This is a genomic window from Bacteroidota bacterium (assembly GCA_034439655.1).
Classification (GTDB): Bacteria; Bacteroidota; Bacteroidia; order UKL13-3; family UKL13-3; genus CANJUD01.
This window is the reverse complement of record JAWXAU010000112.1, coordinates 1-16,116: the sequence shown is the minus strand read 5'-3', so window position 1 is coordinate 16,116 and position 16,116 is coordinate 1. Positions and strand designations below refer to the sequence as shown.

Here is a 16,116-nt window from a genome sequence, read left to right as displayed (position 1 = left end):
TTATTACATGGTAAGTAAAATTGTTTCCACTTGAATCTTTTCACCATTCCGTTTTTCTTAAATACTGTTTTTCAGAATATTAATTTCTTATTAGCGATAATTAAGCTGATGTAAGAATAGAACAAACAATCAAATATTTGTCTAATTTAAATCCATCAAATTTGTGTCAATAAAAACATATATACCTATGAATGCTATCAAAATACCCAAAGAACTTATCGGACAATATCGCTTTGTAAAAGCAACTCTTACCGAATTGTCTAACAAACTAACATTGCGTACCCAGCTCGAGCGAGCGATGATATTGGGTAATTCTAGCCATAATAAGGTAAAAATAGTATTTGCTACCGACCGTGGTGCTGTTGCCGTAGAAACGACCGTATGGGCAGCAACCGATAGTTCTGTAGCTTTAAAAGGAGGTGTCAATATCCCTTTGGATAGCATCCACGAAATCGTTTTTTGAAAGTTCTTTATTCCATAGTTCCCAAATAGAGAAAGGGCCTCAGTAATGAAGCCCTTTTTTGTTGTGCCGTATTGGTAATCACAACATAATAGATACCCCTGAAGCCTGTGTTTGTATCCCGTCCTTTATGTATTCGGGGTTCAGCAAGCTCTTTCATTTTTTGTTGTAAGTAGATATAGTTTTTATGGTGATACAACACCATTGAATAAATTTAAGAACAAGGATTCACGTAAACCGCCGGCGAATTGATAGGTGAAGTATACTACTTCGGAAATCATAGATTACATTTGCACCTTTATGGCCAAAGCCCTTGCTTGGAGTATCTCCTTATTATTAAACCCTATTTTTTTAAACCTTTTAGGTTACTGCTATTTTGTATACCAGTTTCCGGTTTATGTTAAAGCCTATCACGATCAACTTTACCGCTTGGGTTCCGGTATATTGATTTTTACTTTTTTTTTACCCTTGTCTTTACTTTCCATATTGCAGCTTACTGGCAGGATTAAAAGTTTTTCGATTGACGATAAAAAGGAACGAACTTTACCTTATATGCTTTTTTTGATTTGCTATGCCTATAATTTTTTTGACTTATATCGACTTGGAATTCCGGGCATGTTGAATACTTATGCTCTCATTACCGTACTCACTTTATTATATTGTTTTATTGTGAACCTCTTCGATAAAATATCAGCCCACACTTCGGCCATTGGTGGCTTAATGGGATTTGTTTTTGTTAACGCCATTTATTATAGACCCGATAGCCGCCCAGTTATTATGATACTTTTTATATTGTGTGGCCTTATATTTTGGGCACGCACCTATCTAAAAGCCCACAGCTCAAAACAATTGTATATTGGATTGATAGGAGGGGTTTTGATAGGCTTTGTAACCGGGTGGATAAAAATGCAATCTTTAGAGGGAATTGGGAAATAGCAATTCTAAGTACCCTGTAATTCTTTCCGCTAGTGGTGTATTCGTTCCTTGTTCGTCATTCAAAATGATTTAAAAACAAGGAATTACGATATACGATGTGCGGAGTATATAATACTAATTCTCAAACTAAAATAGTTCTCCGCCTGTGGCGGATTTGGTTTATAGAATGGTAATGCCGAACTACATACCGAAAGCCCCGCTTAATCCCGATAATTATCGGGATGCGGGGGGATTAGTCCCTTTCTTTTGCACTATTATATATTGAGTTTCGATATAATACTTCTAAAAATCATAGTTCAGAAAATGGATAGGAAGTATGATGCTCATTATTTGATTTACAAAAAAGCCTTCTATACCGTTTAAAACAATAGCTATTCCCCCTTCTTCATCACCAACAAAAACCACTGCTCATTTTCATTGGGGAGGTAACCATACTCATAACAAAAGAAATATTTTTTGCCTTCTTTGGTGGTATAGGTAGAAGTATAATAATCGAAATTGAAACCTAAATCGGTAAGTTGTTTTTTGCTCACCGATATCTTTCCTTCAGGATTTAATTTGGCAAGGGTCAAGCGGTTTTTTCGCAAAATATTGTTCACCTTTTTCACATAAGTGCTGGTATCGCTATTTTTTTTATTGTTAAAAATATTGCGGCAAGCATCGTCGCAAAACTTTTTGTCGGCACGACCTTTAATGGCGTTACCACACTCTTCACACAGTTTTTCCATTCTGCAAATATAGAAAAAATATCCGTTTTTAAACGCTTACAAATGTTTTTATTCGACAGTAAACAATTGAATACCGAGAAAGTATTTTGAGTTCCTACAATTTTGCACTGTCAACAAAACGACAAAACAATTTACATATTTATTAAACAATTTAATTAACAATTTACTATGCGTAATTTAAAAAACACCGTGCAATTGATCGGAAACATCGGTCAAGTACCAGAAATCAAAGAATTCGGACAAGACAAAATGCTTATGCGTTTTTCTCTTGCAACGAATGAGAGCTACAAAAATGCTGAGGGAGTGTATGTGAAAGACACCCAATGGCATAACCTTGTAATTTGGAACAACAAGGCCAAGAACTTCAGTAAAACGCTTGAAAAAGGCAAAGAGATTGCTGTGGAAGGCAAACTTGTAACCCGCAATTATGAGGACAAGACCGGACAAAAACGATACGTTACCGAAATTGTGGTAAACGACATTTTGTTGCTAGGCCACAAACCCGCAGCTTAAAACTGTATCACCTCGATTAATTTAGCACGGCCACCAAAAGTGGCCGTTTTTTTTATTCTTCCATCACAGGAACATTGTTGTTTACAACCGACTCGCTAACAGCTTTTGAAATTTCTGCAATAACTCCCGATAAAACTTTTATATCTTTACCCTTAGTCATTACACATAACATATAAGGCTGCTCCGCATCATATACAATTCCGCAATCGTGCAACTGGAATTCGCCCTTATACATCCACTCCCCAAATTTGTGAGCCACCTCTTTGCTCCCTGTACCACTTGGTATACCATCGCCGTACTGTGCTTTGCTTAGAAGCATCAAAGCAAAATTACTTAGTTCTCTATTCAAATATGATGAATTATATAAGATTCGTAAAATGCGGCCAAAATCTTCAACCCCTATAAAGTTTTCACTAGGCAACGCACGCTCAGGAATTGAAAGACCTAGTTCCTTTAGCGTGTTTGAATATATGGCAGGATTGATACGCTCATTAAGTAGTAGTGTAGCATCGTTGTCAGACACTACCACCATTTTTTCAATGAGTTCTTTTATCGTATATTCTTTTCCCAATTCAATTTTTCCATTCACATTATTGGGTGGAACCCCCGCAAAAGGTTTTTCAAATTTAACTTTCTGATCCATTAATCCAGGTGTTATTACCGCTTGTTTGAGATAGGCCATCATTACAGGAACTTTGAGCAGGCTGGCAGGATAGTATTTCTCCCTTCTATTAATTCCAAAAAGATAACCGTTACGCATCGATCTAAAAAAAACGGATATCTCCTTAGCCTTTCCTTCAAGCTTCGCCTTATCGATAATTGTTTGAATTTTGTTTTTGAAAGGCTTTAGCTCCCGCAGCCCGCCCACGCATGTTAAAATAGGGTTGATGAATGGCTGGTTGCTCGAATTAACGGTAGGAGTTTGTTTATTTTGAGCAGAGTTTGTTGTTACCTCATTTTGCTTTTTGTTGAAAAAATGATTCGAAGTAAACGAAAATAGGAGTCCAAACACCAACGAAAATAGGACGACGTACAGCCACGAGATTTTCTTTGAGAACAGTTTTGATTTAAAATATTTCATTGATTTAATAACTACAGCATTATACTAGACGTTTAAATATCGCAAAGGTTGTTTCTCTTTTACCAGAAAAAATACAACTTGTTTAGTTATAGTGCAATATTTTTTTGCTTGAAGACCCTTAAATTTAAAGGAGCTTACAAAAAAGTTTGTTAAGGTTAGCCTTGAAATTTAGGAAATTTTATTTTTCTACTTTGGAGTAATTGTAGCATTTTTTTCTGCATAAGCTTTCATATTTTTCAGACCCGATTCAAAATCAGGACCCATAAATTTATCCATAAACAAACCCATCCAACGCATCATGGGGTTATAGCCCAAGGTAGCAGAATCGCTCCAAGTTATGTTGGTTCCAGTAGCAGAGGGTTCTAATCTCCACATAATAGTAGATTGCATTTTCATGTCATCGAAAGTAAGCGTAGCATCTATACTATTGTCTTGCACTACCTTGTCGAATGCTATGCTCCCATGCCCCAAATCCTTATTGGTACTTTCCCATTTCAGGGTATGTCCACCACTACCAGCTGCACCCATTATGGTTTGTTTCATAGTAGTGTCTTTACGAAACCACGGACTCCAATTATTCCAATTGTTGAAGTCGGAAAACTGTGCATACACCACATTTACCGGTGCCTTTATTTCGATGCTGCGGGTTACAACGCTAGAGCCAGGCAATAGGTATGATACTAAGATTAGGATCACAATAAGCGAAACCAAACCAATGATAATTCTTTTGAGGATTTGCATGTTTTTATTTGTTAAAGTGAACTGCGAAGTAAAAGAAATTATCTTAAACCGCATCATATTTAAAGTACTTTTGCCAAAATAAAAATCGTCAGGTTCTCATGCAATCTAATTCTATCAATATCAAATATTCTATCTTCATAAAAAGGAGCCCTGAAGAAGTATGGGACTATACACAAAACTATGATAACAGAAAAAAGTGGGACAAAACAGTAATAAAAGCTGAAGTAATACAAACCAAGCCCAAAAGAATAATTAAACTAAAAATAAAGGGCGGCTCTACCATGACCTTAGAGTATAAACTTGACCAAAGACCCAATAAAACTGCATTGCAAGCAAAAGATATTCAATCGTCCTTAATTCAATCGACAATGGGCACTTGGACTTATGAAAAGCAGGAGGAGGGAACTTTATGGACACAATCGAATACGATAGTTTTTAAAAATACTTTGTGGAACCGTGTGATGCTTTTCTTATATAAAAATATATATTTGAGTCAACTAATTACTGCCATGAAGTTGGCAAAAATTATGATAGAAAAAAACTAATTATGTATACCAAAAGAAATTTTATAAAATCGTTGTTAGTCACAGCAGCCTTACCTTTTAGTTTAAAGGCTAAGAGTTGGGTAGATGAAATGCCCGAAGCGTGGACTGTTCAAAAGTTTGATGATTTTTGGATGGAGGTAAGAAGCGAATACTTACTCAAAAAAGATTATATCAATTTGGAGAATGGTTATTTCAGTATGATGGCAAAACCAGTATTGGATGCTTATATAAGAGATATTCAAATGGTGAATACCGAAGCATCTTATTATATGCGTACCATTCAGTCAGAAAATAAACAAAAAATAAAAGACCGATTAGCTGAGTTATTGGGATGCGGTAAAGATGAACTTATAATAACACGCAATACTACAGAATCCTTAGATACTATTATATCAGGTTTCGATTGGAAAGCGGGCGATGAGGCCGTAATGGCTGAGCAAGACTATGGGAGTATGCTCGATATGTTTAAGCAGCAAGGCAAACGATATGGTACTATAAACAAAAAAGTTTCTATACCCTTGCATCCAAAAAACGATGGAGAAATTGTGGCATTATATGAAAAAGCGATTACATCCAAAACAAGGTTGTTGATGGTATGCCATATGATTAATATTACAGGACATATATTGCCTGTAAAAAAAATATGCGAAATGGCTCATGGCAAAGGGGTGGAAGTAATGGTAGATGGGGCACATGCCGTAGCTCATTTCGATTTTAAAATTAGTGATTTGGGTTGCGATTATTATGGTAGCAGTTTGCACAAATGGCTTGGTACGCCCATGGGTGCAGGTATATTATATGTGCAAAAAGATAAAATAAAAAACCTATGGCCTATATATGGCGATGCTGGATATGAAGATGATGATATTCGTAAACTAAACCATACAGGTACGCATCCTGTTGCAACTGATATTGCCATTCACCATGCTATAGATTATCATCAAAAAATTGGCATAAAACGTAAAGAAGAACGTTTGCGTTTTTTGCAAAATTATTGGACAAGCAAAGTAAAAGGGATTAAAAAGATATATATAAATACACCAGAAGACCCTACAAGAAATTGTGGAATTGCCAATGTGGGAATTGAAGGAATGAAACCTGCTGACTTAGCCAAAACATTATTAGATAAATATAAAATATGGACGGTGGCTATTGACAGTGCCAATGTGCATGGGGTAAGGGTTACACCGCATGTATATATAACTACAGAGGAACTGGATAAATTTGTATTGGCTATTAAAGAGATTGCGAATAGTTAACTTTCAATGATAAAATCATTTTCAAAAAACTGTGTCCTTATCATAATGCTATTGTATGGAATTAGTTTGCGTGCACAGGATTTTGAATTACCTACTAATAATCAGATAAAGGAATTAAAAATTAAGAAAGTGGCACGCTTGATGAGTGGTATTTATATTGACACTGCTAATGAATGGAATTATGTAACATACTACGACATAGAAGGAAAAAGAATTTTAGACATTGTATGTTATTTTGATACAACTCATAAAATGCATGTGGATACTTTGCATTATTATGTATATGATGGCGATTTATTGATACGGGATTCTATGAGAAGATTTTGGGGTGACACCCAATTTAATGCTAATTTAAATCACTATTATTATTACAACAAAAAAAAACAGTTAATAAAAATTATATATTATAATAATAGAGCAACTACAAAGTATAAGTACTATGGTAATTATAAAGTAAAGGCAATCAAAAATTATAAAGCAGGGCGAGCTTACCATTTAACAAGTGAATACGAATATAATTTGGATAGAACCATCAAATCTGTTGTGTATTCATATACTACTTACGTGCTAAGATATTTATATGGATATAATTATGAAAAATTGGTTACTAAGGTCTGCTTAATAAATACAGGGAAAGAATCATTATTAAGCTATATTCAAAAATACAGCTATAATGAATATGGGCAAATAAGACATATTGATATTATAAGAATTGAGAGGAATACGTCTCTTGAAGAAAATATTGATTTTACCTATTATTCAAATGGCCTCATAAAATCGAAACAAATTATACCAAGAAGTGAGTCAATAATATATGCACTTACGAATATGAATTTTATAGATAGATTTTGAGAATGAAACTAAGTTTTAGCATATTTCTATTATTGCTGATTTCATGTAAAAATGAAAATCAAGTAAATGATATTGAAAAGATACAGAATATCACTTCTCCTTCTATTATCATATTAGGAACTGTGCAAGATGCAGGCTCGCCACATATTGGCTGCAAAAAAGATTGTTGCAAAGATTTGTTTATAAACCCTGACTCTGATAGCTATCGGGGTAGAATGGTGGTTTCACTGGGACTAGTTGACCCAGCAAATAAAATGAACTGGCTATTTGAAGCCACGCCTGATATTACTAGGCAAATGAAAATGCTCAAAAACTATTCTAAGTTTAGCGATAGCGAAACACCGAATGGAATATTCTTAACCCACGCTCATATAGGTCACTATGCAGGTTTGATGTATCTTGGCAGAGAAGCAATCAACACCAAAAATATTCCTGTATATGCGATGCCCCGTATGAAAACATTTTTAGAAAAAAATGGGCCGTGGAGTCAGTTGGTGAGTTTGAAGAATATTATCATAAATCCTTTGCAACATGATTCTGAAAATAGTTTATCATCTAATATAAAAGTTACTCCTATTATAGTTCCACATCGAGATGAACTTTCTGAAACAGTAGGATATATTATAAAAGGTCCACAAAAAAAACTATTGTTTATTCCTGATATTGACAAGTGGAGTAAATGGAAAAAAAGCATTATAGATGAAATCAAAAAAGTAGATTATGCTTTTATAGATGCTACCTTTTATGATGGCAAAGAAATTAAAGGTAGGGATATATCAGAAATCCCACATCCCTTTGTGGTAGAGAGTATGGAAGCATTTAAGAATCTTCCCACAACTGAAAAAGATAAAATATATTTTATACATTTTAACCATACCAATCCATTATTAAATATAGAAAGTGAACAAGCAAAAACTGTGATTAAAAATGGATTTCATATTGCACAAATTAAGACAGTGATAGGATTATAATACATGAGCGAAAACGAAATCAATACGGTTCGATTAAATAAAGCTATAAGTGACACGGGCTTCTGCTCTAGGCGTGAGGCTGACAAAATTATAGAGCAGGGGCGTGTAACCATCAATGATAAAAAAGGTGTTTTAGGTGATAGAGTCACCAAAGATGATATTATCAAGGTAGATAGTAAACCATTAAACCAACCTCAGAAAACTATATATATTGCGTTTAATAAGCCCAAGGGAATTACTTGCACTACCGAAAGGCATATAGAAAATAATATTATAGATTATATCAATCATAAGCAACGCATTTTCCCTATTGGCAGGCTAGACAAGGAGTCTGAAGGATTGATATTCCTAACTAACGACGGCAACATCGTCAATAAAATTTTGCGTGCCGGCAATAACCATGAGAAAGAATATATAGTTACCGTAAACAAAGCTATCACTCCTAACTTTATAACAAAGATGGGGAATGGTGTTCCTGTATTAGATACAGTTACGTCAAAATGTGTAGTGAAACAGGAAAGTAAATTGGTGTTTCGTATTATACTCACCCAAGGACTCAACAGACAAATACGAAGGATGTGCGAATACCTCGATTATGAAGTTGTAAAACTAAAACGCATTCGTATTATGAATATAAATTTAGATAATATTCCTTTGGGGCAATGGCGAAATTTTACCAAAGCTGAGTTGGATGATGTACAAAAGCTGATTGCTGATTCTGTGAAGACTCAAGAAGGATCTATTATACCATTTCTTAAACTATAATAGCTTTCCGCCTGTGGCGGATTAGTTTTTAGAGTAGTATAATAGATGCCTCCTTCGTCGACATGACAAAATATTCCGCATGACCCCCGAATCCTGAATACTGACCACCAACCCCCACTTAGTCAATTTCAAACTCCAACTTTACAGTTATAGTTGCCGTTTTATCTTTGTTGGATGTATTGAACGTTCCGCCCCAAGAATAATTCTCGTTGCTGTTTCTTCCTGTGATTTGAAAAATTCCCATATCAGCACTTTTAAGTTTGCCCAAACCATTACCCGCATTTTTTGCGATTTGTTCAGCACGAATTCTACCATCTTTGGTGGCTTGTGCTAGCATTTCTATTTTCAAATCGCTGAGCTTAGTATAATAAAAATCGGGAGCGTTAGAGCTAAGCTCCAAACCTTGCTCAATAAGTCCTGTAACCTCTCTACTGGCAGTGATTACTTTTTCCAAGTTTTTCGATTCAATAGTTACTGTTTGTCTTAAACTATAGCCAGCAAATTGTTGGCGGGTTTGATTCCCAGTTCCCACGGGCACGTAATCAAACTCTTTGCTCATGTCCACAGCCGAAAAAACAATTTCTTCTAGTTTTATATTGTGCTCAACCAACCATGCCTTTACCGTTTCTGCATCTTTCTTCAATTGAGCAAAGGCACTTTGCATATTCATATCCTTGCGGGTAAACGAGGCATTCCAAGTAACCAAATCGCTCACAAAGTCCTTGCTGGATAAGCCCGTAACGCTTATTCCCAAGTGTTGTTTTTTGCTATTGAGCCATGACTTGCCCAAATACATGCACGAAAATAAAAATGATAGGGAAACCAGTAGGAATGGCAGCACTTTGAGGATAGTCTTTTTCACGCATCAAATGTACTGACTCTCTGCTATTTGGTTGCATTAAATCTGCACCTCGAAATCCACAACTTGTCCACAATTTAACACAAATACCCGTGCTTTTGTGGAAATGGTTTTCGGCAAAGTTTGTTTTTAAGGACTTAACAAAATATCTTTGCGTTCCAATTTTTTAAAAAGCAATAATAAAAATTTTAGTTCGTTTATACTATTAATTCTAATCCAAAAAAACGCATGACAAAAACAATGAGACTCCTTGCTGCAAGCTTCAGTATTTGCTGGTTTGCAAGCACCGCAGACGCTCAGGCACCCGTTGCATCCCTTACCACTCGCCCTAACAGCGATATTGTGATGGGGCATTTAGATAGTGCAATGGCCATTTTCCACGACAAGCATTATTCATTTAAAGACGATATAGAAAAACTTAACATCTATGGCTTTGATACCACTGATGTGCCTACTTATTCTACCGATGTTATTTCCTACAGGCTCGACATGCTTGAATCGCCTATACCTTTAACCTATAACCAATATGTAAAAGGCTATATTGATTTATATGCGGTGAAAAAGAAAAAACTTACCCAACATATCTTAACTTGGTCTTCTTACTATTTCCCGATGTTCGAGCAGATACTTGACCAACAAGGTTTGCCTCTTGAGTTTAAATACTTGGCCGTTATAGAATCAGCTCTCAACCCACATGCACAATCGTGGTGCGGTGCTACTGGGCTATGGCAGTTTATGTACGGAACAGGATTGATGTACGGACTCAAAATAAATGGCTATGTGGACGAACGTAAAGACCCAATTAAAGCTACGTATGCGGCTTGCCAGTACTTTAAAGATATGTATGCCCGCTATGGCGATTGGTTGCTGGTAATAGCAGCCTATAATTGTGGCCCAGGCAATGTAGACAGAGCCGTGAGGCTTTCTGGCGGTTCGCATAATTTCTGGACTATTATGAACTACCTTCCCATGGAAACCCGTGGCTATGTACCCGCTTTTATTGGGGCTACTTATGTGTTGAATTACCATAAAGAACATAATATATTCCCCTTTGCCCAACCGGTCGATTTTGTGACTGATACCGTGCATGTGGATAGCAAAGTTACTTTTGCACAGCTTTCTAAATCGTTGGATATGACGCAAGAGCAATTGATGATGCTCAACCCTTCTTACAAACAAAATATGGTGCCCTTTACCACCAATGAGAAGACCCACGTAATTCGTTTGCCCTATGACAAAGCCATTTCGTTTGCCGATTTGAAAGAAAATATATTTGCAAGCGAAATACAAAACCCTTCCAGTAACTATGCCTACTATAATCCCCGTGCGGTATCGCCTGTAAAGCAAATTACCTATCCCAAAAAAGTCAAGAAAAACGGAAATGTTTCTCACCGTGTGAAAAACGGAGAAGGTTTATATAATATAGCTACCAAGTATGGTGTGACCATGGTAGAGATAAAACGATGGAACGGTCTTAAAAATAATTATATATATCCCGGACAGAACTTATCAATCTGGGCAAGAAAATAAAAATCCATTTTCCCTCACTATTGATATATCCCAGTTGATTGCCCTTTTCAACTTTGATAACTGAGTTTCCGTAAATTTTTATATGGGAATATATAGAATCTAGTATAATACTTCCATTGCTATCGGCTAAGCCATATATTGGTTTTTGAGAACTATTTTCAATGGTCGATTTCTAGAGGATGGAATTTTTTAAGCAGTTGAATGGGAATAAACATAGAAGGGATTTGAGGTGCGTTACCGCACTCCCTCCCACCAATTACTATAATATTTCATTTCTTTTAAGTCCACTTCTTCTCCTATCATGGGCGTAATCAAAGGCATATTGTTTTCTTTTGCAGCCGCAGAAACACGAATGATAGAATCATCCCAATTGTGGTGGCCAAGGGCGAATTTGCCCCAATGTATGGGAATCAATTTCTGAGTTCTTATACCAATTCTTAAACTAAAATAGTTCTCCGCCTGTGGCGGATTTAGTTTTTAGAATGTTAATGCCGAACTGCATCCCGAATGCCCCGCTTAATCCCGATAATTATCGGGATGCGGGGAGATTAGTCTCTTTCTTTTGGACTATTATATATTGAGTTTCGGTATTACTAATAGAAAAAAGATGCAATTAAAATTGTGAGTTGCCTCTTTCTCCCGATGGCTATCGGGAGGCATGACAAAACATATTAAAAGTGCTTTTTCTTATTAGCTTTTTGAAGTAGACGATAAAGAATTGATTTTACTTTATCACTCCCAATTCCTTACCCACTTTGGTAAATGCAGCAATCGCTTTATCCAAGTGGTGCATCTCGTGCCCAGCAGATATTTGCGTACGAATGCGGGCTTTTCCTTTTGCTACGACAGGGAAATAAAAGCCAATAACATATATGCCTTCTTCCAATAATTTGCTTGCAAAATCTTGGCTCAATTTAGCATCATATAACATAATAGGAACTATAGGATGCACACCAGGTTTTATATCAAATCCTGCTTCGGTCAGTTTGTTGCGGAAGTATAATGTATTTGTTTCTAACTTGTCACGCAATTCAGTAGTTTCTTTAAGCATATCAAACACTTCAATAGAAGCCCCTACAATACTTGGAGCAAGCGTATTTGAAAATAAATAAGGACGCGAACGTTGACGCAATATTTCAATAATCTCTTTTTTGCCAGAAGTGAAACCGCCAGACGCACCACCCAAGGCTTTGCCCAGCGTTCCTGTTATAATATCTATTTGCCCGATTACATTACAGTGTTCTGTAGTACCGCGACCAGTTTTACCAATAAATCCTGAAGCATGGCATTCGTCAACCAAAATCAAAGCTTTATATTTAATGGCAAGCTCATTTATTTTGTCTAGTTGTGCAATGGTTCCGTCCATCGAGAATACTCCGTCGGTTACTATAATACGGTTACGCAAGTGCTGTGTTTCTTGAAGCTTTGCTTCGAGGTCGGCCATATCATTATTCAAATAGCGATAACGTTGTGCTTTGCAAAGGCGAACTCCATCTATAATAGAAGCATGATTTAATTCGTCAGATATGATAGCATCTTCCTCATTAAATAAAGGCTCGAATACACCACCATTTGCATCGAATGCGGCAGCATATAGTATGGTATCCTCGGTACCCAAAAATTCAGAAATTTTTTGCTCAAGTTCTTTATGTATATCTTGTGTGCCGCATATAAAACGTACACTACTCATTCCAAATCCGTGTGAGTCTATAGCTTTGTGGGCAGCCGCTATCACCCGTGGGTGGCTGCTTAGGCCTAAGTAGTTATTGGCACAAAAATTAATCACTTCTTTGCCGCCTGCAATTTTTATATCGGCCGCTTGCGGTGTAATAATAATGCGTTCTTCTTTGAACAGTCCAGCCTCTTTTATATTTTTAATTTCGGCTTGTAGTTGTGGTTTTAGAGTGTCGAACATTATGGGATATTTTATATTGTATAATTATTATTTTTCATTTTTTGTCAGACTGACATTCCCTAAGGCAGTATCAAACCATTTAACAGATCTCTCATTTTCGGCTTCTCCTTTTCGGCATTACTTATTTCGGTATAGGTTACAAACTGAATACAACTAACAGGGCTAGTATAATAGTATGCCATAAACAAAAAAGTAAACCCTTGCACCTCGGTAGTGAACTCCAAATACAATATATCTTTTTTGTTTACTTTACGGTATTCTTGTTTCAATACCACTACATTTTTGCTGTTTTTTCGGGCATTTGCCAAAGCTATGTCTCTAAGACTTTCCAAGGATGCAGTTGTCTTTTCGGGAATTAGCAAGGCCAAGGAAGTTTCTGAATTTTTGAGCGACATACTAAAATCGGATTGCTTGTTAATGGCGGTATCGTGCAATTGCCATAGAGAACTATCATATACCACCACATACTTTACATCTTGACCTTTGATGATACAATTGGTGCCGAAAGGTTTGAAGTATTCTCCTCCTCTTTCAATGGACGTTTTTGCTGCTGAGTCTGCATAGTTCCAAGTGCCATTATTATATAATATCACCTTACTTCCATCGGCTGTGGTAGCTGATAGTTGTGCATTTGATACAATTGCAGATAAAATTATTATATATAACAATAACAATTCTTTCATATAATAAACATATATATTATAATAGTTTATCAATTAATTTTTCTACGCCCATACCTTCGGCCTCGGCTTTGTAGTTGCAAACAATTCTATGGCGAAGAATAGGTCTGGCAACAGCTTTCACGTTTTCAATATCGGGCGAGAATTTACCTTGGAACAAGGCATGGCATTTTGCAGCGAGCACCAAAAACTGACCTGCACGAGGGCCAGCTCCATAAGATATATATTTATTGGTTTCTTCGGATGCCATGGGGGTATTTGGCCTTGTTCTGGAAACTAGTTTAACGGCATATTCTACCACATTGTCGGCAATAGGTGCTTTGCGAACCAATTGTTGGAAGTATTTAATTTCATCGCCACCGATAATTTTATTTACTTTGGCTTGGTCGAAACCAGTGGTACTTTTTATCACCCGCACTTCATCGTCGAAAGCGGGATAATCAATTACTACATTGAACATGAAACGGTCAAGTTGTGCTTCGGGCAGGGGATAAGTTCCTTCTTGCTCTATAGGATTTTGGGTAGCCAACACGAAGAATGGTTCTTCCAGTTTGTGCATTTTGCCACCCACGGTTACGCTTTTTTCTTGCATAGCTTCTAGCAATGCTGCTTGGGTTTTTGGCGGTGTACGGTTTATTTCGTCAGCCAAAACAATATTGGCAAACAAAGGCCCGCGGACAAATTTAAAGTTGCGGCTCTCGTCCAAAATTTCTGAGCCAGAAATATCTCCAGGCATCAAATCGGGCGTGAACTGAATGCGGTTGAACGACAAATCCAAAACCTCCGAAATGGTTTTAACCAATAAGGTTTTAGCCAAACCAGGCACACCTACCAATAGTACGTGCCCATTGCAAAAAATACAGTTAAGCACATCGGTAATCACAGCATCTTGGCCGATAATTACCTTCTGGGTTTCGGCAAGCATGCGTTTATATGCGTCTCTAAGGGCCTCTGCGGCCTCTACTTCTGTGTTATAATTAATCATAAATTTATGCGAAATTAAGGGCTAATGAGTTTTTTATTGTTATCGGTTAACGTTTTTTAGTTTGTTTTGTAACAAATATTTCACCAAAAAAGCATGACCGTAAAAGACCTTATCCGCGAGATACTGATACAGCTAAGGCTAGACCTCACCAAGAACCTAAAATACGATAGGCTTACCCGCATTATTATACAAAGAACCGTGAACCAAAAATCTGTTTGCATAGATGTGGGGTGTCACAAAGGCGAAATATTGGATTTGATTTTGAAAGAAGCCCCCAAGCAAAAACATTATGGCTTTGAACCTATCCCAATATTATATCATAACCTGCTAACAAAATATAAAGATCAAGCCCATATATTTAATTGTGCACTGAGTGACCAACAGGGCGAGACCACTTTTAATTATGTGAAGAATGCTCCTGCATATAGTGGAATAAAGCAGCGAAAATATGCTGTGGAAAAGCCCGATATCGAAACTTTGCAGGTGAAACTGGAAAAACTGGACGATATTATCCCCGACAATGAAAAAATAGATTTGATTAAAATTGATGTGGAAGGAGGTGAGTTTAATGTGTTAAAGGGAGCAGTGAAAGTAATTCAAAAAAGCAAACCCTATATTATTTTTGAAACAGGATTGGGGGCTAGCGAATATTATGGTACCAAGCCAGAAGAGTTATATGATTTTTTTGAAAATGAGCTACAGTCAAAAATTTATACGTTGCAAAACTGGATCGATTGTAAAGCAGCATTAAGCAAAGTCGACTTCTTAAAGCTATATAATACCAATGCTGAATATTATTTCATAGCAAAAGGATAAAAGACAGTAGTTGTCAAAAAAATGTCTGAAATTCGAAGCCAAATCGAATCATGACAAACAAAATAAGCAATCATATAAAGGAAGACTTTGTGCAGGCTGTATGGCAGCACCTTTGGTTTGATATCAAAGAACTGCAAACTGTTGATGGGAAGCCCATACAGATTATTAAAACGGGCAATTTGAACCGTAATTCAGGGCCTGATTTTTCGGAAGCCATGATAGAAATTGACGGAATTAAGTGGGCGGGAAATGTAGAGATACATACCAAAAGTAGTGATTGGAAAACACATGGGCACCAAAATGATTCTGCTTACAATAATGTAATTTTGCATGTGGTATTATATCATGATGCTGATATACAAACAGCCAATAATAATACAATTCCTGTTTTGGAATTATATAAACGAATTAATCCTGCTTTAATAGAACGATACAAATTTCTGTTAGCACAGGAACAATCTATTCCTTGCAAAGACTTGG

General features: G+C 36.5%; 19 protein-coding genes. 11 read left to right on the top strand and 8 right to left on the bottom strand.

Features of this window, described 5'->3' with window-relative positions; all coding sequences use genetic code 11:
• Nucleotides 1–163 precede the first annotated feature (163 nt).
• Both SGJ10_08020 and SGJ10_08015 read left to right on the top strand, forming a co-directional pair.
• Nucleotides 164–463, top strand: coding sequence for a hypothetical protein (locus SGJ10_08020; protein MDZ4758068.1), 300 nt, complete (start codon nucleotides 164–166; stop codon nucleotides 461–463).
• Between the two features lie 465 nt (nucleotides 464–928).
• Nucleotides 929–1,396 carry a hypothetical protein gene (locus SGJ10_08015; protein ID MDZ4758067.1) on the top strand — a complete coding sequence of 156 codons (468 nt, stop codon included), beginning with the start codon at nucleotides 929–931 and terminating at the stop codon, nucleotides 1,394–1,396.
• 371 nt (nucleotides 1,397–1,767) lie between these two features.
• Here the strand turns inward: SGJ10_08015 and SGJ10_08010 are convergent, their stop codons facing one another.
• Complete coding sequence (locus SGJ10_08010; protein MDZ4758066.1) at nucleotides 1,768–2,124, bottom strand: hypothetical protein; 357 nt, start codon at nucleotides 2,122–2,124, stop codon at nucleotides 1,768–1,770.
• A gap of 168 nt (nucleotides 2,125–2,292) precedes the next feature.
• Between SGJ10_08010 and ssb the strand changes: the two genes are divergently transcribed.
• The gene (gene ssb, locus SGJ10_08005; protein MDZ4758065.1) at nucleotides 2,293–2,637 is read left to right on the top strand and encodes a single-stranded DNA-binding protein; all 345 of its coding nucleotides are present in this window, start codon (nucleotides 2,293–2,295) and stop codon (nucleotides 2,635–2,637) included.
• Nucleotides 2,638–2,689: 52 nt separating this feature from the next.
• Here ssb and SGJ10_08000 read toward each other — a convergent pair whose 3' ends face one another.
• The gene (locus SGJ10_08000; protein MDZ4758064.1) at nucleotides 2,690–3,718 is read right to left on the bottom strand and encodes a serine hydrolase; all 1,029 of its coding nucleotides are present in this window, start codon (nucleotides 3,716–3,718) and stop codon (nucleotides 2,690–2,692) included.
• Nucleotides 3,719–3,904: 186 nt separating this feature from the next.
• Nucleotides 3,905–4,459, bottom strand: a complete 555-nt coding sequence (locus SGJ10_07995; protein ID MDZ4758063.1) for an SRPBCC family protein — start codon at nucleotides 4,457–4,459, stop codon at nucleotides 3,905–3,907.
• Nucleotides 4,460–4,557: 98 nt separating this feature from the next.
• Here SGJ10_07995 and SGJ10_07990 point away from each other — a divergent pair, with 98 nt between their 5' ends.
• From SGJ10_07990 to rluF, 5 genes are read left to right on the top strand one after another with little or no spacing between them, the layout of a single operon-like run.
• Entirely contained in the window at nucleotides 4,558–5,004 is a 447-nt protein-coding gene (locus SGJ10_07990; protein ID MDZ4758062.1) for an SRPBCC family protein, read from the top strand.
• Nucleotides 5,005–5,006: 2 nt separating this feature from the next.
• Nucleotides 5,007–6,263: an aminotransferase class V-fold PLP-dependent enzyme gene (locus SGJ10_07985; protein ID MDZ4758061.1), complete on the top strand. Its 1,257-nt coding sequence runs from the start codon at nucleotides 5,007–5,009 to the stop codon at nucleotides 6,261–6,263.
• A gap of 6 nt (nucleotides 6,264–6,269) precedes the next feature.
• A complete protein-coding gene (locus SGJ10_07980) occupies nucleotides 6,270–7,115 on the top strand; it encodes a hypothetical protein (GenBank protein MDZ4758060.1) in 846 nt (281 codons plus the stop codon).
• A gap of 2 nt (nucleotides 7,116–7,117) precedes the next feature.
• On the top strand, nucleotides 7,118–8,086 hold the full coding sequence (locus SGJ10_07975; GenBank protein MDZ4758059.1) for an MBL fold metallo-hydrolase: 969 nt from the start codon (nucleotides 7,118–7,120) through the stop codon (nucleotides 8,084–8,086).
• Nucleotides 8,087–8,089: 3 nt separating this feature from the next.
• Nucleotides 8,090–8,851, top strand: a complete 762-nt coding sequence (gene rluF / locus SGJ10_07970) for a 23S rRNA pseudouridine(2604) synthase RluF (protein ID MDZ4758058.1) — start codon at nucleotides 8,090–8,092, stop codon at nucleotides 8,849–8,851.
• A gap of 118 nt (nucleotides 8,852–8,969) precedes the next feature.
• Here rluF and SGJ10_07965 read toward each other — a convergent pair whose 3' ends face one another.
• Nucleotides 8,970–9,713: an SIMPL domain-containing protein gene (locus SGJ10_07965; protein ID MDZ4758057.1), complete on the bottom strand. Its 744-nt coding sequence runs from the start codon at nucleotides 9,711–9,713 to the stop codon at nucleotides 8,970–8,972.
• Nucleotides 9,714–9,938: 225 nt separating this feature from the next.
• Here SGJ10_07965 and SGJ10_07960 point away from each other — a divergent pair, with 225 nt between their 5' ends.
• On the top strand, nucleotides 9,939–11,240 hold the full coding sequence (locus SGJ10_07960) for a transglycosylase SLT domain-containing protein (protein ID MDZ4758056.1): 1,302 nt from the start codon (nucleotides 9,939–9,941) through the stop codon (nucleotides 11,238–11,240).
• Between the two features lie 234 nt (nucleotides 11,241–11,474).
• Here the strand turns inward: SGJ10_07960 and SGJ10_07955 are convergent, their stop codons facing one another.
• From SGJ10_07955 to SGJ10_07940, 4 genes are all read right to left on the bottom strand, one after another.
• A complete protein-coding gene (locus SGJ10_07955) occupies nucleotides 11,475–11,654 on the bottom strand; it encodes a hypothetical protein (protein MDZ4758055.1) in 180 nt (59 codons plus the stop codon).
• A gap of 310 nt (nucleotides 11,655–11,964) precedes the next feature.
• Entirely contained in the window at nucleotides 11,965–13,155 is a 1,191-nt protein-coding gene (gene kbl / locus SGJ10_07950) for a glycine C-acetyltransferase (GenBank protein ID MDZ4758054.1), read from the bottom strand.
• Nucleotides 13,156–13,214: 59 nt separating this feature from the next.
• Nucleotides 13,215–13,838, bottom strand: coding sequence for a hypothetical protein (locus tag SGJ10_07945; protein ID MDZ4758053.1), 624 nt, complete (start codon nucleotides 13,836–13,838; stop codon nucleotides 13,215–13,217).
• Nucleotides 13,839–13,854: 16 nt separating this feature from the next.
• A complete protein-coding gene (locus SGJ10_07940) occupies nucleotides 13,855–14,817 on the bottom strand; it encodes a MoxR family ATPase (protein ID MDZ4758052.1) in 963 nt (320 codons plus the stop codon).
• Between the two features lie 96 nt (nucleotides 14,818–14,913).
• Between SGJ10_07940 and SGJ10_07935 the strand changes: the two genes are divergently transcribed.
• Both SGJ10_07935 and SGJ10_07930 read left to right on the top strand, forming a co-directional pair.
• Entirely contained in the window at nucleotides 14,914–15,636 is a 723-nt protein-coding gene (locus SGJ10_07935) for an FkbM family methyltransferase (protein ID MDZ4758051.1), read from the top strand.
• 50 nt (nucleotides 15,637–15,686) lie between these two features.
• A partial coding sequence (locus tag SGJ10_07930) for a DUF2851 family protein (GenBank protein ID MDZ4758050.1) occupies nucleotides 15,687–16,116 on the top strand: 430 nt, incomplete at its 3' end.